At 69.5% G+C, this 19,016-nt stretch carries 20 protein-coding genes; 18 read left to right on the plus strand and 2 right to left on the minus strand.

The annotated features are described in order from the left end of the window. Window positions 1-101: 101 nt before the first annotated feature. Both rho and prfA read left to right on the plus strand, forming a co-directional pair. A complete protein-coding gene (gene rho, locus F6B42_RS05630; RefSeq protein WP_191089272.1) occupies window positions 102-2,246 on the plus strand; it encodes a transcription termination factor Rho in 2,145 nt (714 codons plus the stop codon). Window positions 2,247-2,248: 2 nt separating this feature from the next. Further along, window positions 2,249-3,325: a peptide chain release factor 1 gene (gene prfA / locus F6B42_RS05635; RefSeq protein ID WP_150418552.1), complete on the plus strand. Its 1,077-nt coding sequence runs from the start codon at window positions 2,249-2,251 to the stop codon at window positions 3,323-3,325. Between the two features lie 100 nt (window positions 3,326-3,425). On the opposite strand, the gene epsC is transcribed toward prfA, so the two are convergent. Beyond that, a complete protein-coding gene (epsC, locus tag F6B42_RS05640) occupies window positions 3,426-3,995 on the minus strand; it encodes a serine O-acetyltransferase EpsC (protein ID WP_150418553.1) in 570 nt (189 codons plus the stop codon). A gap of 2 nt (window positions 3,996-3,997) precedes the next feature. Then, window positions 3,998-4,951: a cysteine synthase A gene (cysK, locus tag F6B42_RS05645; protein ID WP_150418554.1), complete on the minus strand. Its 954-nt coding sequence runs from the start codon at window positions 4,949-4,951 to the stop codon at window positions 3,998-4,000. A 126-nt stretch (window positions 4,952-5,077) separates the two neighbouring features. Here cysK and prmC point away from each other — a divergent pair, with 126 nt between their 5' ends. The 16 genes from prmC (at window position 5,078) to F6B42_RS05725 (ending at window position 18,998) form a co-directional block, all read left to right on the plus strand. After that, window positions 5,078-5,959, plus strand: coding sequence for a peptide chain release factor N(5)-glutamine methyltransferase (gene prmC, locus F6B42_RS05650; protein WP_150418555.1), 882 nt, complete (start codon window positions 5,078-5,080; stop codon window positions 5,957-5,959). A gap of 34 nt (window positions 5,960-5,993) precedes the next feature. Beyond that, window positions 5,994-6,725: an L-threonylcarbamoyladenylate synthase gene (locus tag F6B42_RS05655; protein WP_150418556.1), complete on the plus strand. Its 732-nt coding sequence runs from the start codon at window positions 5,994-5,996 to the stop codon at window positions 6,723-6,725. Continuing rightward, window positions 6,722-7,879 (plus strand): MraY family glycosyltransferase, encoded by a 1,158-nt coding sequence (locus F6B42_RS05660; protein ID WP_150418557.1) that lies wholly within the window; start codon window positions 6,722-6,724, stop codon window positions 7,877-7,879. The genes F6B42_RS05655 and F6B42_RS05660 overlap by 4 nt, the downstream gene beginning before the upstream one ends. After that, window positions 7,876-8,385, plus strand: coding sequence for a hypothetical protein (locus F6B42_RS05665; protein WP_223878360.1), 510 nt, complete (start codon window positions 7,876-7,878; stop codon window positions 8,383-8,385). The genes F6B42_RS05660 and F6B42_RS05665 overlap by 4 nt, the downstream gene beginning before the upstream one ends. A 156-nt stretch (window positions 8,386-8,541) precedes the next feature. Further along, window positions 8,542-9,348: a F0F1 ATP synthase subunit A gene (atpB, locus tag F6B42_RS05670; protein WP_223878361.1), complete on the plus strand. Its 807-nt coding sequence runs from the start codon at window positions 8,542-8,544 to the stop codon at window positions 9,346-9,348. 43 nt (window positions 9,349-9,391) lie between these two features. After that, window positions 9,392-9,631, plus strand: coding sequence for a F0F1 ATP synthase subunit C (gene atpE / locus F6B42_RS05675; RefSeq protein ID WP_150418559.1), 240 nt, complete (start codon window positions 9,392-9,394; stop codon window positions 9,629-9,631). A gap of 32 nt (window positions 9,632-9,663) precedes the next feature. Then, window positions 9,664-10,221 carry a F0F1 ATP synthase subunit B gene (locus F6B42_RS05680; protein WP_150418560.1) on the plus strand — a complete coding sequence of 186 codons (558 nt, stop codon included), beginning with the start codon at window positions 9,664-9,666 and terminating at the stop codon, window positions 10,219-10,221. Further along, the gene (locus tag F6B42_RS05685) at window positions 10,221-11,009 is read left to right on the plus strand and encodes a F0F1 ATP synthase subunit delta (RefSeq protein ID WP_150418561.1); all 789 of its coding nucleotides are present in this window, start codon (window positions 10,221-10,223) and stop codon (window positions 11,007-11,009) included. Before F6B42_RS05680 ends, F6B42_RS05685 begins: the two co-directional genes overlap by 1 nt. 72 nt (window positions 11,010-11,081) lie before the next feature. After that, window positions 11,082-12,722: a F0F1 ATP synthase subunit alpha gene (atpA, locus tag F6B42_RS05690; protein ID WP_150418562.1), complete on the plus strand. Its 1,641-nt coding sequence runs from the start codon at window positions 11,082-11,084 to the stop codon at window positions 12,720-12,722. A 19-nt stretch (window positions 12,723-12,741) separates the two neighbouring features. After that, window positions 12,742-13,644: a F0F1 ATP synthase subunit gamma gene (locus tag F6B42_RS05695; RefSeq protein WP_150418563.1), complete on the plus strand. Its 903-nt coding sequence runs from the start codon at window positions 12,742-12,744 to the stop codon at window positions 13,642-13,644. A gap of 21 nt (window positions 13,645-13,665) precedes the next feature. After that, window positions 13,666-15,111: a F0F1 ATP synthase subunit beta gene (atpD, locus tag F6B42_RS05700; protein ID WP_150418564.1), complete on the plus strand. Its 1,446-nt coding sequence runs from the start codon at window positions 13,666-13,668 to the stop codon at window positions 15,109-15,111. Window position 15,112: 1 nt separating this feature from the next. Then, window positions 15,113-15,370 (plus strand): F0F1 ATP synthase subunit epsilon, encoded by a 258-nt coding sequence (locus F6B42_RS05705; protein WP_091502864.1) that lies wholly within the window; start codon window positions 15,113-15,115, stop codon window positions 15,368-15,370. A gap of 67 nt (window positions 15,371-15,437) precedes the next feature. After that, on the plus strand, window positions 15,438-16,187 hold the full coding sequence (locus F6B42_RS05710) for a YaaA family protein (protein WP_150418565.1): 750 nt from the start codon (window positions 15,438-15,440) through the stop codon (window positions 16,185-16,187). 114 nt (window positions 16,188-16,301) lie between these two features. Continuing rightward, a complete protein-coding gene (locus F6B42_RS05715; RefSeq protein WP_150418566.1) occupies window positions 16,302-17,027 on the plus strand; it encodes a large exoprotein in 726 nt (241 codons plus the stop codon). 65 nt (window positions 17,028-17,092) lie between these two features. Then, window positions 17,093-18,076 (plus strand): aldo/keto reductase, encoded by a 984-nt coding sequence (locus tag F6B42_RS05720; protein WP_150418567.1) that lies wholly within the window; start codon window positions 17,093-17,095, stop codon window positions 18,074-18,076. Between the two features lie 76 nt (window positions 18,077-18,152). Next, window positions 18,153-18,998, plus strand: a complete 846-nt coding sequence (locus F6B42_RS05725; protein ID WP_150418697.1) for a PP2C family protein-serine/threonine phosphatase — start codon at window positions 18,153-18,155, stop codon at window positions 18,996-18,998. Window positions 18,999-19,016 lie beyond the last annotated feature (18 nt).

Genomic DNA, 19,016 nt, shown 5'->3' on the forward strand with positions numbered 1-19,016 from the left:
CCCCGCGCGTCCAGCCGGAAGAGCGTGCCAGGTGCGATGACGCCCGCCGTGGACGGGGTCGGACGCGGTTCTGCCACATCCACTGTGCAAGAGGAGAACTCGTGGAGTCCAACTCCGAGAACCCGACCGTCGACGAGACCGTCGACGTCCCCGCCGCCGACGAGACCATCGTCGACGACACGACCGCGGCTGAGAGCGTCGACTCCGCTCCCGCCGAGGAGACGGCGCCCGAGGCCGCCGCGCCGGTCGAGGAGACCGCGGCCGCACCCGTCGAGGACGCCGCCCCCGCCGTCGAGGCCGACGCCCCCGCCGTCGAGGCCGAGAAGCCCGTCAAGGCGCCGCGCAAGCGTGCACCCCGTCGCGCGAAGAGCACCGACGTCCCCGCCGAGAAGCCCGTTGATGCCGCGGACGCTTCGCCCACCGCCGAGGCTCCCGCCGCCGAGACCGCGGCTGCCGAGGTTCCCGCCTCCGAGGCTCCCGCCGCCGCCGCCGAGACCGCGGCTGCCGAGATTCCCGCCGCTGAGGACGCGCCCGCCGCCGAGGATGCGCCGGCCGCCGAGGAGGCGCCGAAGAAGCCGGCGCGCGGCCGCGGCCGCGGCCGGAACGCCAAGAAGGACGCGGCCGTCGACGCCGCCGACGACGCAGCTCCCGCCGCCGAGACGACGCCCGCCGCCGCTGAGGCCGCTGAGGCCGCTCCCGAGACCGTGTCGGACGCTGAGACCTCGGCCGAGAACGAGAGCACGACCGCATCGGGGTCCGACTCCGACGACAGCGCCCCCGGCGCCGAGGCGGGCGAGGGTGAGTCGACCGGCCGCAGCCGGAGCCGCAGTCGGAGCCGAAACCGCAACCGCAACAAGGAGAACGGCCAGGGCGGTTCCGCCGGCGGCCAGCAGAACGGCAACCAGGGCCAGCAGAACGGCAACCAGGGCCAGCAGAACGGCAACCAGGGTCAGAACCAGAACGGCCCGGCCGACGACGACGACAACGCCGGGAACGGACGGGGCCGTCAGCGCAACAAGCGCCGCGGCCAGACCGGTGGCGGCGACGAGTTCGAGACCGAGATCAACGAGGACGACGTCCTGGTTCCGATCGCGGGCGTGCTCGACGTGCTCGACAACTACGCCTTCGTGCGCACGACCGGATACCTCCCCGGCACGCAGGACGTCTACGTCTCCCTCGGCCAGGTCAAGAAGTACAACCTCCGCAAGGGCGACGCCGTCGTCGGCGCGATCAAGCAGCCGCGCGAGGGTGAGCAGTCCGGGCGCCAGAAGTACAACGCGCTCGTGAAGGTCGACTCGATCAACGGCCTGTCGGTCGACGATGCCGCGACGCGCGTCGAGTTCGGCAAGCTCACGCCCCTGTACCCCCAGGAGCGGCTGCGTCTCGAGACCGGTCCCGAGAAGCTCACTCAGCGCATCATCGACCTCGTCGCGCCGATCGGCAAGGGACAGCGCGGCCTCATCGTGGCACCGCCGAAGGCGGGCAAGACGATCGTCCTGCAGCAGATCGCGAACGCCATCGCGCACAACAACCCCGAGGTCCACCTCATGGTCGTGCTCGTCGACGAGCGCCCCGAAGAGGTCACCGACATGCAGCGCACGGTGAAGGGCGAGGTCATCGCCTCGACGTTCGACCGCCCCGCCGAGGACCACACGACGGTCGCCGAGCTCGCCATCGAGCGCGCGAAGCGCCTCGTCGAGCTCGGCCGCGACGTCGTCGTGCTGCTCGATTCCATCACGCGCCTCGGACGTGCCTACAACCTGTCGGCCCCGACCTCGGGTCGTGTGCTGACCGGTGGCGTCGACGCCTCCGCGCTGTACCCGCCCAAGCGCTTCTTCGGCGCCGCGCGCAACATCGAGAACGGCGGCTCGCTGACGATTCTCGCGACGGCGCTCGTCGAGACCGGATCCAAGATGGACGAGGTCATCTTCGAGGAGTTCAAGGGCACCGGCAACAGCGAGCTGCGCCTGTCGCGCCAGCTCGCCGACAAGCGCATCTTCCCCGCCGTCGACGTCAACGCGTCGTCGACGCGTCGCGAGGAGATGCTGCTCTCGGCCGACGAGGTCAAGATCACCTGGAAGCTCCGCCGCGCGCTCGCAGGCCTCGACCAGCAGCACGCACTCGGCGTCATCCTCGACAAGCTCAAGGAGACGCAGTCGAACGTGGAGTTCCTCGTGCAGATGCAGAAGTCGATCCCCGCTGCCGGCGGCGGCCACGGCAACGGGCACGAGAACTGCATCCGCTGATCGTGTTCGAGTCCGTCCGGGCGCTGATCGACGAGCACCGCGCGGTGCAGGAGGAGCTCTCCGACCCCGCGGTGCACGCCGACGCGGCCCGAGCGAAGCGCGTCAACCGGCGCTACGCCGAGCTCTCGCGGATCGTCGCGGCCCACGACGCGTGGGTCGCGGCATCCGACGACCTCGACGCGGCTCGCGAGCTCGCGCGCGAGGACGATGCCTTCGCCGCCGAGGTGCCGGCCCTCGAGGAGGGCCTGCAGGCGGCCCAGGAGAAGCTCCGCCGCCTGCTGATCCCGCGTGATCCCGATGACGCACGCGATGTGATCATGGAGATCAAGCAGGGGGAGGGCGGCGCCGAATCGGCGCTGTTCGCCGCCGACCTGTTGCGGATGTACGTGCAGTACGCCGCCTCGAAGGGCTGGAAGACCGAGCTCCTGGAGCGCAACGAGTCCGATCTGGGCGGCTACAAGGACGTTCAGGTGGCGATCAAGGGATCCTCGTCGGACCCCGCCCAGGGCGTGTGGGCTCACCTCAAGTACGAGGGCGGCGTGCACCGCGTCCAGCGGGTGCCGGCCACCGAATCGCAGGGGCGGATCCACACCTCTACGACGGGCGTGCTCGTCTTCCCCGAGGTGGACGAGCCCGAAGAGATCCACATCGATCCGAATGATCTCAAGATCGACGTCTTCCGCTCGTCCGGGCCGGGTGGTCAGTCCGTCAACACGACCGACTCCGCCGTGCGGATCACCCATGTCCCGACCGGCATCGTCGTGTCGATGCAGAACGAGAAGAGTCAGCTGCAGAACCGCGAGGCGGGCATGCGCGTGCTCCGTGCCCGGCTGTTGGCGAAGCAGCAGGAGGAGCGGGATGCCGCGGCATCCGACGCCCGTCGCTCGCAGATCCGGGGCATGGACCGGTCGGAGCGCATCCGCACCTACAACTTCCCCGAGAACCGCATCGCCGATCACCGCACGGGGTACAAGGCCTACAACCTGGATCAGGTGATGGACGGCGCTCTCGCCCCGATCGTCGAGAGCTGCATCGCCGCCGACGAAGAGGCTCGTCTAGCCGCCCTCGCCGAGGACTGATCCCTCGCCCTCATCCGTCGACTCGCCAGATTCTGCTGGTCCGACGGCCCCCGCACCCGCTGTTTGCGGCGAGTCGACGGGGCAACGGCGGGCGGGGGAGTCAGATGTGGTACTCGGGGGCGGTCAGGATCGCGCGGGTGTCCTCGCCCTCGCGGCGGGCGCGCGGGCGCGCGGGCACCCCGACGAGCACCGAGTCCGCGGGTGCGTCTTTCGTGACGACCGCGTTCGCCCCCACGACGCTGCCCGCGCCGATCGTGATCGGGCCGAGGATCTTCGCGCCGGCCCCGACGGCGACGCCGTCCCCGAGGGTCGGATGCCGCTTTCCGGCGTGACGGGTGCGACCGCCGAGCGTGACGCCGTGATAGAGCATCACGTCGTCGCCGACCACGGCGGTCTCGCCGATGACGACACCCATCCCGTGGTCGATGAAGAACCGGCGGCCGATCGTTGCGCCAGGGTGGATCTCGACCCCGGTGACCAGCCGGGTGAGCTGCGACCCGGCGCGCGCGAGGAAGCGCGCGCGCCGGAGCCACAGCCGGTGCATGACACGGTGCGACCACACGGCGTGCAGCCCGGGATACAGCAGCGCGATCTCCAGACCGCTGCGCGCCGCGGGGTCCCGCAGCTTCGCGGCGGCCAGGTCTTCGCGGATGCGTGCTCCCAGGCTCATCATCAGTCTTCGCGCAGGCCCTCGAACAGCGGCGTGGAGAGGTAGCGCTCACCGAACGAGGGGATGATCACGACGATGTTCTTGCCCTCGGCCTCGGGACGGGCAGCAACCTGCAGGGCCGCCCAGACGGCGGCGCCCGAGGAGATGCCGACGAGGATGCCCTCCTTCGTGGCGACCTCGCGTGCGACGCGGATCGCATCGTCGAAGGTGACGTCCTGAACCTCGTCGATGACCCCCTGATCGAGGATCGGCGGGATGAAGTTCGGGCCGATGCCCTGGATCTTGTGCGGACCCGGCTTGCCCTCCGTCAGGAGGGGGGAGTCCTTCGGCTCGACGGCCACGACCTTCGCGTCGGGCACGCGCTCCTTCAGGACCTGTCCGACACCCGTGATGGTGCCGCCCGTGCCGATGCCGGCGACGAAGTAGCCGACCTGGCCGTCGGTGTCGCGCAGGATCTCCTCGGCCGTCGTGCGGCGGTGCACCTCGGGGTTCGCCTCGTTCGCGAACTGCTTCGCGAGCACGGCGCCCGGCGTCTCGGCGGCGATCTTCTCGGCCTCCGACACGGCGCCCTTCATACCGAGGGACGGGTCGGTGAGGACGAGCTCCGCGCCGTAGGCCTTCAGCAGCAGGCGGCGCTCCATCGACATCGACGAGGGCATGGTGAGGATGACGCGGTAGCCGCGGGCGGCACCGACCATCGCGAGCGCGATGCCCGTGTTGCCGCTCGTCCCCTCCACGATCGTGCCGCCGGGCTGCAGTGCGCCGGCCTTCTCCGCGGCGTCGACGATCGCGATGCCGAGGCGGTCCTTGACCGACGATGCGGGGTTGTAGAACTCGAGCTTGGCGAGGATCGTGCCGGGCAGGCCCTCGCTGACACGATTCAGGCGGACCAGCGGGGTGTTGCCGTACGCGGTGGTGATGTCGGGGTGGATGCCGTGGGTGACCGGATCGGACATGTCTGCCTTTCGGGAGTTGCGTGCGGTGCCGCGGGGCGGCCGGAGTCGGCTTCAGCCTATTGTCGCGGGTGTGCGCGAGCGCTGAATGTGACGAATGCGTCCGCCTGACTAGGCTGGTCGGCGCCCATGACGACCCCAGCCGATCCCGCCCTGCGACTCGACGCCCTCGTGCGCGAGGCCGCGGACGTCCTCGCCGCCGCCGGCGTGCCGACCCCGGAGGTCGATGCCGACCTGCTCGTCGCGCACGTCCTCGAGACCGGACGGGGGCAGCTCGCGGCTGCCCGCCTCCGCGGCGACGGGGTCGCGGGTGAGCAGGTCGAGCGCATCCGCGCCCTCGTCTCGCGCCGGGCTCGGCGGGAGCCGCTGCAGCATCTGACCGGCACCGCCGCGTTCCGACACCTCGAGCTGAACGTCGGACCCGGGGTCTTCGTGCCGCGGCCCGAGACCGAGATCGTCGCGCAGATCGCCATCGACCTCCTCCGCGCCGTCGCGGCACCGGAACCCGTCGCCGTCGACCTCGGCACGGGCTCGGGGGCGATCGCCCTGGCGCTGGCCACCGAGGTGCCGCACGCCCGGGTGTTCGCCGCCGAGAACTCCGCCGACGCGTACGCCTGGACGACGCGGAACTTCGCCGCCGTCGCCGCCCCGAACGCCCACCTCGCATTCGCCGACCTCGAGCACGCCTTCCCCGAGCTCGACGGCACGGTGTCGGTGCTTGTCTCGAATCCGCCGTACGTGCCCGACGAGGCGATTCCGCGCGATCCCGAGGTGCGCCTGTTCGATCCGCCGGCCGCCCTGTACGGCGGTCCGGACGGGCTCGACGTCGTCCGCGTGCTCTCGCGCGTCGGGCAGCGCCTCGTGCACCCCGGCGGGTCGATCGTCATCGAACACGGCGAGCTGCAGGGGGCGGCGATCCGCGGCATCCTCACCGGCGACGGCTGGACCGCGGCCGCGACGCACCCGGATCTGACGATGCGCGACCGGACGACGACGGCCGTCCGCTCCTGAACCCGCGGCGCGGGCGCCGTAGACTGGGGCCGACATGTCTCCCGTTTTCGACTGCCGCGATGAGACGCAGGTTCTCCCCGGCATGCGTCAGGCGCGCCAGGCCATCGGCCGCGGCGACGTCATCGTCATGCCCACCGACACCGTCTACGGCGTCGCCGCCGACGCCTTCAGCGCGTCGGCCGTCGCCAAGCTGCTCGCCGCCAAGGGGCGGGGACGCCAGTCGCCGCCGCCGGTGCTCGTGGCCGGGATCGCGACGATGCGCGCGCTCGTCGCCGAGGTGCCCGAGCCGGTCGAACGCCTCGTCGAGGCGTTCTGGCCCGGGGGACTGACCATCGTCCTCCCCGCACAGCCATCGCTGTCGTGGGACCTCGGCGAGACGCACGGCACCGTCGCGGTCCGCATGCCCGCCGACCGTTTCGCCCTCGAGCTGCTCGAGGAGTGCGGCCCGCTCGCCGTCTCCAGCGCCAATCTCACCGGCAAGCCGGCCGCCATCTCGATCGACGACGCGATCGGGATGCTGGGAGACAGCGTCTCGGTCTACCTCGACGGCGGCGTGGTCGCCACCGGCGTCGCCTCGACCATCATCGATGCGACGCCGCTCGTCGGACCCGACCCGCAGCCGGTGCGCGTCCTCCGAGACGGCGCGGTCAGCCGCGAGGCCCTCCGCGACATCCTCGGCGATCTGCTCGAACCCGACGCCGAGCCGGAGCATCCGGAGGCGGCCAACCGGACGCCGGGCCCGGATCCGGCCGGCAGCAGCGCGTGAGGCTGTACCTCGCCACCTTCGTCGTGACCGCCCTCCTGACCTTCGGGCTGACGTGGGCGGTGTGGCGCGTGAGCCTCCGGTACAAGCTGTACCCCGGCATCCGCGAGCGCGACGTGCACAAGACGCCGACGCCCCGCCTCGGCGGGGTCGGCATGTTCCTCGGGGCCGCCGCCGTCATCCTGACGTCGTCGCAGATCCCGTTCTTCGCGATCTTCTGGGCCGAGCCCGAGCCGATCTGGGCGATCCTCGGCGCGACCGCCCTCATCGTCGCCGTGGGCGTCGCCGACGATCTGTGGGACCTCGACTGGCTCATCAAGCTCGGCGCGCAGTTCCTCGCGGCCGGCATCATCGTGGGCTTCGGGGGAGTGCAGCTGTACTCGCTCCCGATCGGCGGGCAGACGGTGGTCTCCAGCGCCGCGAGCTTCACGATCTCGGTGTTCTCGATCGTGATCGTGATGAACGCCGTCAACTTCATCGACGGTCTCGACGGTCTGGTCGCCGGCGTCGCACTCATCGCGAACGGCGTCTTCTTCACCTACACCTACCTGCTCGGACGCGACTTCGGCGGCAGCAGCTACAGCAACCTGGCGTCGTTCCTCGCCGTCGTCCTGCTCGGGGTCTGCGCGGGCTTCCTGCCACTCAACTGGAACCCGGCCAAGCTCTTCATGGGCGATTCCGGCGCGCTCATGATCGGCCTGCTGATGGCGTCGTCGGCCATCCTCGTGACCGGAACCCTCGTGCCGCCGACCGGCGATAACGACGTCTTCGGGCGCTCGCAGCTGCTCGGCGCCTTCATCCCGATCCTCCTGCCGGTGGTCGTCGTGCTCCTGCCGCTGCTCGATTTCGGCATGGCGGTGCTGCGGCGCATGTCGCGCGGCAAGTCGCCGTTCTCTCCCGACCGGAAGCACCTCCACCACCGCATGCTCGACATGGGGCACAGCGACCGTGACGCCGTGCTGGTCTTCTACGCCTGGACCACGATCGTCAGCCTCTCCGTGCTCCTGATGTACATCGGCACGACAGCCGCCTGGCCGGGCGACTACCTGTTCGGCGCCGGCTTCCTGGTGGTCGGCGTCATCGCCTGCATCGTCGTGACCGTCATCCCCGCCCGACCCACCCGACCCGCCCCGATCCCGAAGGAGCCCGTCCCGTGACTTCTCCCGTCCCCGACTCCCGTTCCACGCCCGACCCGTCGGGCCGCCACAGCATCTCGAGCACTCCGCTGCTGCGCGCCTCCCTTCTGTGGGGTCTCGGCGTCGGCCTCGTGATCGCGGGCGTCATGGCGCTCATCGGCTTCTTCGTCGCCGGTGGCGAGGGCGCGGCCAGCGGCGCGCTCGGCGCCCTCGTCGGGGTCATCTTCCCGGCCTTCACCGCGCTCAGCATCCTTCTCGGCAACCGCTGGTACGGACACCCGCAGTGGCTGCAGATCTTCTTCGCGGTGGTGCTGGGCGGCTGGCTGCTCAAGTTCGTGCTGGTGATCATCGCCCTGCTCGTCCTGTTCCAGGTCGACTGGCTCGTGCGCGGCATCTTCGCCCTGGCCGTCATCGTCGCCGCCGTCGCCTCGCTCGCCGTCGACATGGTCGTCCTCAGCCGGATGCGGCTCTCGGGGGCATCGGACGTCACCCTTCCGACCGCGGAGTCGCTGCGGGACCAGGAATGATCGGCCGACCGATTAGGAAGACGGTGAAGGTTTGATAGTGTGGGAGTACACTCTGCGGCTGGTGGGCAGTGGCGACACTGAGGCCCCGCTGGAGTTGTTCTCTTCTGACCCTCACCGAGCTAGTCACGGCTGGCCCGAGAAGCTGGAGCCAACACGTTGACTCAAGCGACGACGATTGTCGCACTGGCGGCATCGGACAACGAGTTCCATCCGCCGTCCATCTCCGACTTCTTCCCGCCGGCGCTGCTGTTCGAGGGAACCCCCTTCGAATTCACGCGCATCAGCATGCTGCAGGTCATCGCGACTGCGCTGCTGGTCCTCTTCCTCGTGCTGGGCACCCGGCGACTCTCCGTCGTTCCGGGCCGCTTCCAGAGCATCGTCGAGTTCGGCTTCGGGTTCGTCCGCGAGCAGGTCGTGTACCAGGTGCTCGGCGAGAAGGACGGCCGGCGGTTCCTGCCGCTGCTGACCGCGATGTTCTTCACGATCCTGTTCATGAACCTGACCGGCGTGATCCCCTTCGCGAACATCCCGGGGACGTCGGTCGCCGGCGCTCCGCTGGTGTTCGCGATCGTGGCCTACGTCATGTTCATCTACGCGGGTATCAAGCGCCACGGTGTCGGCCGGTTCGTCAAGAACTCGCTCGTGCCGAGCGGCGTGCCGATCTACCTCCTGCCCATCATCGCCCTCGTCGAGCTGATCTCGACCTTCATCGCCCGGCCGGTCTCGCTCTTCCTGCGACTCCTGCTGAACATGATGGTCGGCCACCTCATGCTCGTGCTGTTCTTCTCGGCGACGCAGTTCTTCCTGATGGGCCTCAACGCCTTCACCCCCCTCGCCGCGGGAACGCTCGCGATGGGCTTCGCCTTCACGATCTTCGAGATCTTCGTCTCGATCCTCCAGGCATACGTCTTCACGATCCTGACCGCGGTCTACATCCAGCTCGCTGTCGCCGAAGAGCACTGACGATCAGCCACCCGGCTGCTCGCCCTACGAAAGGAAAAATCCAGTGGACGCTACGACTGTTCTTGCCGCCGTCACCGGAAACATCGCGACCGTCGGCTACGGCCTCGCGGCCATCGGCCCGGCCATCGGCCTCGGCATCATGATCGGCAAGACCATCGAGTCGACCGCCCGTCAGCCCGAGCTCGCCGGCCGCCTGCAGAGCACCATGTTCATCGGTGTCGCGTTCATCGAGATCCTCGCGCTGATCGGCATCGTCACGCCGTTCATCTTCGGCGCGCTCTGATCCCGACCGCGACCCACAGATAAGGAGACAGGATGCTGAAGGCTCTTGTCACGCTTGCCGCGGAGGAGGGGGGATCGGACCAGATCCCGATCCTTCCGGCGTACTACGACATCATCTGGTCGGCGGTGTGCTTCGTCGTCATCATCTTCGTCGTCGTGCGCTACGCGCTGCCGCGCCTGAACACGGTGCTCGACGCGCGCAGCGCCGCCATCGAGGGCAACATCGCGAAGGCGGACGAGGCCCAGCGTGCTGCTGAGGCGGCGCTCGAGGAGTACACCGCCCAGCTCGCCGAGGCCCGCAAGGAAGCCGGCGAGATCCGCGACGCGGCGCGCGAGGACGGTCGCAAGATCGTCAGCGACGCCAAGCAGAACGCCTCGGCCGAGGCCGAGCGCCTGACCGCCGCGGCCCACACCCAGATCGAAGCCGAGCGCCAGGCCGCGGCAGTCTCGCTCCGCAGCGAGGTGGGCACGCTCGCACTCGACCTCGCCGGCGGCGTCATCGGCGAGACCCTGTCGGACGACGCGAAGGCCCAGGCCGTCGTCGACCGCTTCCTCGCCGAGCTCGAGACCTCCGAGAAGGCGTCGAACTGATGGGCAGCGCGACCACTCAGGCACTCGCCGCGACGACGGCAGCCGTCGGCGAGACCGGCGGGCTGACGCTCGACGTGTCCGGCGAGCTGTTCGTCGCCGCGCGGGCTCTGGCGGACTCGTCGCAGCTGAGCGGCGCGCTGACGGACAAGGCGGCGTCGCCGCAGGCCCGCGACGCGGTCGTCTCCGGTGTGTTCGGATCGACCCTCAGCCCGCAGGCCGTGTCTCTGCTGCGGACGGCTGTCGCGCAGCGGTGGTCGTCGGTCGACGACTTCGTCGACGCCGTCGAGGAGCTCGCGATCCGCGTGGCCGCCGTCGCCGACACCGGCGACGTCGAGAACGAGCTGTTCGGCGTGCTCCACACGGTCGCGGCGAACCCCGACCTGGAGCTCGCGCTGGGCAGCCGTCTCGGCGACAACGCGTCGAAGGGCGCGCTCGTCGAGCGCCTGCTCGATGGTCGCGCCAGCGCGGCGACGCGTCTGATCGCCTCGGCGATCGTGCAGCGGCCGCGGGAGCGTCGGGTTCGCCAGCTCCTCGACCGCGCCATCCGCATCGTCTCGAGCCAGCGGGGTCGCGTCGTGGCGACGGTCCGCGCGGCCGCACCGCTGAGCGATCAGCAGCGGGTACGACTGACCGAGACGCTCTCGAGCCGCTACGGCACCGTCGTGTCGCTCAACCTGCTCGTCGACCCCGCGGTCGTGGGCGGGCTGCGGATCGAGATCGGCGACGACGTCATCGACGCCACCGTCGCCTCCCGCCTCTCCGATCTCCGCCAGCGACTGGCGGGCTGACCCACTTCCCGCCCGCTGGGGCGGACCGGCCGGACGCATCCGGACCCACAGACTCAGGACCGAAGGAACACCATGGCAGAACTGTCCATCAGCCCGGATGTCATCCGTGACGCGCTGAAAGACTTCGTCGCCGCGTACGAGCCCACCGGGGCCGCCGCGACCGAGGTCGGCACCGTCGTCGACGCGGCCGACGGAATCGCCCACGTCGAGGGTCTGCCCGGCGTCATGGCGAACGAGCTCGTCCGCTTCGATAACGGCGTCGAGGGCCTCGCGCAGAACCTCGACGAGAACGAGATCGGCGTCGTCGTCCTCGGTGACTTCGCGGGCATCCAGGCCGGCCAGAAGGTCACCCGCACCGGCGAGGTGCTCTCGGTCGGCGTCGGCGAGGGATACCTCGGTCGCGTCGTCGACCCGCTCGGCAGCCCGATCGACGGTCTCGGCGAGATCGCGACCGTCGGCCGCCGCGCCCTGGAGCTGCAGGCGCCCGGCGTCATGCAGCGCAAAAGCGTGCACGAGCCGATGCAGACCGGCATCAAGGCGATCGACGCGATGATCCCGGTCGGCCGCGGTCAGCGTCAGCTGATCATCGGCGACCGCCAGACCGGCAAGACGGCGATCGCGATCGACACGATCATCAACCAGAAGGCGAACTGGGAGTCGGGCGACGTCAACAAGCAGGTCCGCTGCATCTACGTCGCCATCGGCCAGAAGGGCTCGACCATCGCCTCGGTGAAGGGCGCGCTCGAAGAGGCCGGCGCCATGGAGTACACCACCATCGTGGCGGCTCCGGCATCCGACCCCGCGGGCTTCAAGTACCTCGCCCCCTACACCGGCTCGGCCATCGGTCAGCACTGGATGTACGAGGGCAAGCACGTCCTGATCATCTTCGACGACCTGTCGAAGCAGGCCGAGGCCTACCGTGCCGTCTCGCTGCTGCTGCGTCGTCCGCCGGGCCGCGAGGCGTACCCCGGCGACGTCTTCTACCTGCACTCGCGTCTGCTCGAGCGCTGCGCGAAGCTCTCGGACGAGCTCGGTGCGGGCTCGATGACCGGTCTGCCGATCATCGAGACGAAGGCCAACGACGTCTCGGCCTACATCCCGACGAATGTGATCTCGATCACCGACGGCCAGATCTTCCTGCAGTCGGACCTCTTCAACGCGAACCAGCGTCCCGCGGTCGACGTGGGCATCTCGGTGTCGCGCGTCGGCGGTGACGCTCAGGTGAAGTCGATCAAGAAGGTCTCGGGCACGCTGAAGCTCGAACTCGCCCAGTACCGGTCGCTCGAGGCGTTCGCGATGTTCGCCTCAGACCTCGACGCCGCCTCGCGTCGCCAGCTGGCCCGCGGCGCGCGTCTGACCGAGCTGCTCAAGCAGCCGCAGTACTCGCCGTACCCGGTCGAGGAGCAGGTCGTCTCGATCTGGGCCGGCACGAACGGCAAGCTCGACACGATCGAGGTCGAGGACGTCCTGCGTTTCGAGCGCGATCTGCTCGACTACCTCGGCCGCAGCACGTCGATCCTGCAGAAGCTGCGCGACACCAACGTGCTCAGCGACGACATCGTCGCCGAGCTCGAGACGGTGGTCGACGAGTTCGTGCTCGAGTTCCAGGGCGGCAAGGGCCAGGCGATCAACAAGCCGGGCCGCGAAGATGTCGCTGCCGCGGGGGCCGAAGACGTGAACCAGGAGCAGATCGTCAAGGGCCGCCGCGCCTGACGCGGAGGACGACACACTTATGGGCGCACAACTCCGGGTCTACAAGCAGAAGATCAGTTCTGCTCAGACGACCAAGAAGATCACGAAGGCGATGGAGCTCATCGCGGCTTCGCGCATTCAGAAGGCGATGGGTCGCGTCCGCGCGTCCTCTCCCTTCGCGCGGGCCGTGACGCGTGCCGTCTCCGCGGTGGCGACCCACTCCGACGTCGAGCACCCGCTGACGACCGAGCGCGAGACGATCCGCCGCTCCGCGGTGGTCATCTTCGCCTCCGACCGCGGCCTCGCCGGCGCGTTCAACTCGCAGATCCTCCGTGAGGGTCTCGAGGTGGCCGAGCTGCTGCGCTCGCAGGGCAAGGAAGTGGATTACTACCTCATCGGCCGCAAGGCCGTCGGGTACTTCCAGTTCCGACGCATGCGTGCCGCAGGGGAGTGGACGGGCGACACCGACACCCCGCACTTCAGCACCGCCGAACAGGTCGCGGGTGCCCTTCTGGACGCCTACGCCCAGGGCGGCGAAGACGGCGGCGTCGACGAGATCCACCTCGTCTACAACCGTTTCGTCAGCATGATGACGCAGACCCCCGAGTCGGTCCGACTGCTGCCGCTCGAGGTCGTCGAAGCGGATGCCGACAGTGCCGCCACGTCGCCGGTGTACCCGCTGTACGAATTCGAACCCGACCCCGAGACGGTGCTCGACGCGCTGCTGCCGGTGTACGTCCAGAGCCGCATCTTCAACGCGCTGCTCCAGTCGTCCGCTGCGAAGCACGCCGCGACCCAGAAGGCGATGAAGTCGGCCAGCGACAACGCCGACAAGCTCATCACCGACTACACCCGCCTGCGCAACAACGCTCGCCAGGCCGAGATCACTCAGCAGATCGCCGAGATCGTCGGCGGCGCCGACGCCCTGGCGTCGGGCAAATAAGACCAACCGAAAGAGACAGACATGACCACCGTCACTGCCGAAGCCACGTCGGTCGTCGGCCGCGTTGCGCGCGTCACCGGCCCCGTCGTCGACATCGAGTTCCCGCACGACTCGATCCCCGACATCTACAACGCCCTCAAGACCACGATCACGATCGACGGCGAGTCGACCGAGATCACGCTCGAGGTCGCTCAGCACCTCGGCGACGACCTCGTCCGCGCGATCTCGCTGAAGCCGACCGACGGCATGGTCCGCGGCCAGGAGGTGCGCGACACCGGCGGCCCCATCACGGTTCCCGTCGGCGACGTCACCAAGGGCAAGGTCTTCAACGTCACCGGTGACGTGCTCAACGCCGCCGAGGGCGAAAGCGTCGAGGTCACCGAGCGCTGGGGCATCCACCGTCAGGCGCCGAGCTTCGACCAGCTCGAGTCGAAGACCCAGATGTTCGAGACCGGCATCAAGGTCATCGACCTGCTGACCCCGTACGTCCAGGGTGGCAAGATCGGCCTGTTCGGCGGTGCCGGCGTCGGCAAGACCGTCCTGATCCAGGAGATGATCCAGCGCGTCGCGCAGGACCACGGCGGTGTGTCGGTGTTCGCCGGTGTCGGTGAGCGCACCCGTGAGGGCAACGACCTCATCCACGAGATGGAGGAGGCGGGCGTCTTCGACAAGACCGCCCTCGTCTTCGGCCAGATGGATGAGCCGCCGGGAACGCGTCTGCGCGTGGCCCTGTCGGCGCTGACGATGGCGGAGTACTTCCGCGACGTCCAGAAGCAGGACGTGCTGCTGTTCATCGACAACATCTTCCGCTTCACGCAGGCCGGTTCCGAGGTCTCCACGCTGCTGGGCCGCATGCCCTCGGCCGTGGGCTACCAGCCGAACCTGGCCGACGAGATGGGCATCCTGCAGGAGCGCATCACCTCGACGCGCGGTCACTCGATCACCTCGCTGCAGGCGATCTACGTCCCCGCCGACGACTACACCGACCCGGCACCCGCGACCACCTTCGCGCACCTCGACGCCACGACCGAGCTCTCCCGCGAGATCGCGTCGAAGGGTCTGTACCCCGCCGTCGACCCGCTCAGCTCGACGAGCCGCATCCTCGACCCGCGCTACATCGGCGAGGACCACTACCGCGTCGCGACCTCGGTGAAGCAGATCCTGCAGAAGAACAAGGAACTGCAGGAGATCATCGCGATCCTCGGCGTCGACGAGCTCTCCGAAGAGGACAAGATCGTCGTGTCGCGTGCACGCCGCATCCAGCAGTTCCTCTCGCAGAACACCTACATGGCGAAGAAGTTCACCGGCGTCGAGGGCTCCACGGTCCCGATCAAGGAGACCATCGAGTCCTTCGACGCGATCGTCAAGGGCGACTTCGACCACGTGGCCGAGCAGGCCTTCTTCAACGTCGGCGGCATCGGCGACGTCGAGGAGAAGTGGGCGAAGATCCAGAAGGAGAACAGCTGACATGGCTCTGACGGTCACGCTCGTCTCCGCTGAGGCGGAGGTCTGGTCCGGCGAGGCGACCCTCGTCGTGGCCAAGACGGTCGAGGGCGAGATTGGCTTCATGGCTGGTCACGAGCCGGTCCTGGCGATCCTGGCCGAGGGCCAGGTTCGCATCACCCAGCCGGGTGGGGCCAAGATCGTCGCCAACGCGCAGGACGGCTTCCTGTCGATGGAGGGCGACGAGCTCACCATCGTCGCCGGCAACGCCGCTCTGGCCTGACGACAGCACGACGCGAGAGACCACACCCGAGCGGGTGTGGTCTCTCGCGTTGAGGGGAGATGATCGGATGCTGGTGCTCCTGCCGCCCTCCGAGACGAAGCACGCGGGCGGCGACGGCGGGCCGCTCGATCTGTCGGCGCTGGCCCTGCCCGCGCTGCTTCCGCAGCGCCGTGCGACCGTCGACGCGCTCGTCGCGTTGTCGGAGGATCCGGTGAACGCGATGCGGGTCCTCAAGCTCAGCGCCCGCCAGCACGGCGAGGTCGCCGTGAACGCCGCCGTGCCCACGGCGCCGACGATGCCCGCGATCGATCGGTACACCGGCGTCCTCTACGACGCGCTCCATGCCGGGACCCTCGACGCCGCCGCGCGTCGGTGGTCGGGGGTTCACGTGATGATCCAGTCGGCCCCCTTCGGACCCATCGGAGCGCTGGACCCGATTCCGGCCTACCGACTGGCGGCCGGGACGTCGGTGCCCGGCATCCCGGCCCTCCGTCGTCACTGGGCGGAGGCGTCGACGGCGGCGCTGGCTGCGGCGCGCCCGGACTTCATCCTCGACCTGCGCTCGGAAGCGTATGCGGCTCTCGCGCCGGTGCCGGCGTCCGTGCCCTCCGCGTTCGTACGGGTCGTGACCCCGGGGGAGGACGGCGCGGTCCGGGCGCTCAACCACTTCAACAAGCACGCGAAGGGCGCGTTCACCCGCGCGCTCGCGCAGTCCCGTCCGCGCGTGGGCTCGCGCGCAGGACTGTTGCGGTGGGCGGAGTCGTCCGGCTGGTCGCTTCGCGAGGGGGCAGCGGGCGAACTCGACCTCGTGGTCTGACGGGATCAGAAACGGCCTGCGCACGTCCCACAGCCGATTCCCGGTTTTCGCTACCATGAGCGGCGAACGCCGACGCGAGCGCGTCGATGCGGGTCACGACTGAGGAGGTCGTTCATGCCGGATTACTACGACGGTGGTGGTGCGGGCGCAGGAGCCATCCTCGCCCTCTTCCTCGTCATTCTGCCGATCATCTTGATCCTCGCCCTCGCCGGCTACCTGATCAGCTCGTTCTTCTTCATGAAACTCTTCGAGAAGGCGGGCGTGCAGGGGAAGTGGCGCGCGTGGGTGCCGGTCTACCGCGAGATGGTCTTCGCCAAGCTCGGCGATCTGTCGCCGTGGGTGATGCTCGGCGCGATCCTCATCGGCAGCATCCTGGGAAGCTCGACGAGCGCGTTCGGCATCGGGTTCATCTTCTACCTGCTCCCGATCGCCGCGCTCGTGATGGCGAGCTACCGCGTCGGGCTCAAGCTCGGCAAGGACTGGCCGCTGCTTCTCCTCTACCTGATCCCGACGCTCGGCCAGTTCATCTGGCTCGGCATCGCGGCGTTCTCGCACTCGCGCTGGAACCCGCACGTGGCCCCGTCGCCCTGGCGGACGTCGTTCCTGCGCGACACGACCGTGTGGCAGGGCATCCCGGCGCAGCCGGACGCCGGTGCCGCCCCCGCTGCCGGAGCGTACGGCGCTCCGGACACGTACGCACCCCCGGCGGGAGGCGCCCCGCTCTCGCCCGCCGGTGCGTACCCGCCGCCCGCCGCGCCCGCTGCGCCGCCCGTGCCGCCGTCGGCGTCGCACCCGCCGACGACCGAGCCGCCTGCCCCGGACGGCACGCCCCGTCCCTGACGGGATCATCGGGACCCTCGCGCGACGCGGGGGTCCCGAGTCCTTTTTGCGCGTAGCGTTGACCCATGGACAACGCAGTGCCCACGCGCCGTCTCGGCGCCTCCGGTCTCCTCGTCTCCGCCGTCGGGCTCGGCTGCAACAACTTCGGCCGTGCCGGCACCGTCACCGAAGAGCTCGACGGCACGATCGCCGTCATCGATGCCGCCTTCGACGCGGACGTCACCCTCTTCGACACGGCCGACATCTACGGCAAGGAACCCGGTCTGTCCGAGACGCTGATGGGGGAGGCCCTGCGGGGGCGCCGCGACCGGGTCGTGCTCGCGACGAAGTTCGGCCACGAGGCCGTCGACGTCGGCATCCCCGGGGCGAAGGGCTCACGGTCCTACATCCGCCGCGCCGTCGAAGCGTCCCTGGGTCGTCTCCAGACGGACTGGATCGACCTCTACCAGATGCACACCCCCGACCCGCAGACCCCGATCGAGGAGACCCTCGACGCGTTGACCGAGCTCGTCCGCGAGGGGAAGGTCCGCTACATCGGTCACTCGAACTTCACCGGATGGCAGATCGCCGAGGCCGAGGCTGTCGCCCGTGCCCGGGGCGACGTCCCCTTCGTGTCGGCGCAGAACCACTACAGCCTGCTCGTGCGCGGCGCAGAGCGCGAGGTGCTTCCGGCGGTGCGACGCTACGACCGGGGCTTCCTGCCGTACTTCCCGTTGCACAACGGTCTGCTCACCGGGAAGTTCTCGCGCGACCACGCACCGGCCGGAAGCCGCATCGCGCGGCAGCGACCACAGCTGTGGCGGGACGCGCCGTGGGAGGCGCTCGAGGCGTTCGACCGGTTCTGCGACGAGCGCGGCGTGACGATGCTGCAGGCGACCGTCGGGTGGCTGCTCGCCCAGCCGGCGCTGACCAGCGTGATCGCCGGCGCAACCAGCCCGCAGCAGGTGTCCGGGAACGCTGCGGCGGCCTCGGCGTGGCATCCCGACGCCGACGACATCGCGACCATCGACGCGCTCTTCCCTCTCCCCGCCGATCCGGCCGCCGGCTAGCAGGGGCGCCCGGCCGCGGGTGCGTCTACTAGAGTGTGTGACACGCCGTTCCGCCGATGAAAGAAGTGTGACCTCCGTGCCCGACCCCACGACCCACTCCCGGATCGTGGACGTCCCGTCCGGTGCGATCGAGCTGCGCTGGGCTGCTGCCACCGACACCGGACGTCGTCGTGACAGCAATCAGGATGCCCTCCTCGCCGATTATCCGCTCTTCATCGTCGCCGACGGCATGGGCGGCCATATCGGCGGCGAGATCGCGAGCGCGAGCGCCGTGGAACGCCTGTCGGCGGTCGCCGCGCGTGGTTCGGTCACCCCCGAAGACATCGAGGATGCGCTCGAGCGCGCAGTCGGCGACATCGCGGACCACCCGGAGACGACGGACGACGGCACCGGGACCACCGTGACGGGTGTCTATCTCGACCTCTCCGACGCCGAGCCGCACTGGACCACCCTCAACATCGGCGACTCGCGCGTCTACCTGCTGCGTGACGAGGCGATCGCCCAGGTCACGACGGATCATTCGGTCGTCCAGGAGCTGGTCGCCGCGGGCCGACTCAGCCCCGAGGAGGCGGAGCAGCATCCCTATGGGAACGTCATCACGCGCGCCGTCGGCCCGAGCGACGGCGTCACGCCCGACTACGTCCGCCTCGACGTCGTCGACGGCGACCGGTTCGTCATCTGCAGCGACGGCCTCACCAAGGAGCTGACCGACTACGGCATCCTCCACTTCGCGCTCGAGAACGACGACCCTGCGGCCGCCGTGTCGGCGATGATGCAGGCGGCACTCGAGAACGGCGGTCGTGACAACGTCACCATCGTGGTCCTCAACTCCCGGGTCGTCGAGGAAGCGGAGGCAGGGGCGGAATCCGCCGACGTCGCCGAGACCACCGAGCCCCGCGCCCCCTCCACAGACACCGACTGAGCGGTCGGGTCCGCGTCC

The organism is Microbacterium radiodurans, assembly GCF_008710705.1.
Taxonomy (GTDB): Bacteria; Actinomycetota; Actinomycetes; order Actinomycetales; family Microbacteriaceae; genus Microbacterium; species Microbacterium radiodurans.

What these genes read in the sequence shown, in the direction of transcription:
- F6B42_RS05710 (WP_150418565.1), top strand. Translation starts at nt 15,438, where the DNA reads ATGCTGGTGCTCCTGCCGCCCTCCGAGACGAAGCACGCGGGCGGCGAC.
- F6B42_RS05695 (WP_150418563.1), top strand. Translation starts at nt 12,742, where the DNA reads ATGGGCGCACAACTCCGGGTCTACAAGCAGAAGATCAGTTCTGCTCAG.
- F6B42_RS05715 (WP_150418566.1), top strand. Translation starts at nt 16,302, where the DNA reads ATGCCGGATTACTACGACGGTGGTGGTGCGGGCGCAGGAGCCATCCTC.
- atpA (WP_150418562.1), top strand. Translation starts at nt 11,082, where the DNA reads ATGGCAGAACTGTCCATCAGCCCGGATGTCATCCGTGACGCGCTGAAA.
- cysK (WP_150418554.1), bottom strand. Translation starts at nt 4,951, where the DNA reads ATGTCCGATCCGGTCACCCACGGCATCCACCCCGACATCACCACCGCG.
- F6B42_RS05680 (WP_150418560.1), top strand. Translation starts at nt 9,664, where the DNA reads ATGCTGAAGGCTCTTGTCACGCTTGCCGCGGAGGAGGGGGGATCGGAC.
- F6B42_RS05685 (WP_150418561.1), top strand. Translation starts at nt 10,221, where the DNA reads ATGGGCAGCGCGACCACTCAGGCACTCGCCGCGACGACGGCAGCCGTC.
- F6B42_RS05705 (WP_091502864.1), top strand. Translation starts at nt 15,113, where the DNA reads ATGGCTCTGACGGTCACGCTCGTCTCCGCTGAGGCGGAGGTCTGGTCC.
- F6B42_RS05655 (WP_150418556.1), top strand. Translation starts at nt 5,994, where the DNA reads ATGTCTCCCGTTTTCGACTGCCGCGATGAGACGCAGGTTCTCCCCGGC.
- prmC (WP_150418555.1), top strand. Translation starts at nt 5,078, where the DNA reads ATGACGACCCCAGCCGATCCCGCCCTGCGACTCGACGCCCTCGTGCGC.
- atpD (WP_150418564.1), top strand. Translation starts at nt 13,666, where the DNA reads ATGACCACCGTCACTGCCGAAGCCACGTCGGTCGTCGGCCGCGTTGCG.
- epsC (WP_150418553.1), bottom strand. Translation starts at nt 3,995, where the DNA reads ATGAGCCTGGGAGCACGCATCCGCGAAGACCTGGCCGCCGCGAAGCTG.
- F6B42_RS05720 (WP_150418567.1), top strand. Translation starts at nt 17,093, where the DNA reads ATGGACAACGCAGTGCCCACGCGCCGTCTCGGCGCCTCCGGTCTCCTC.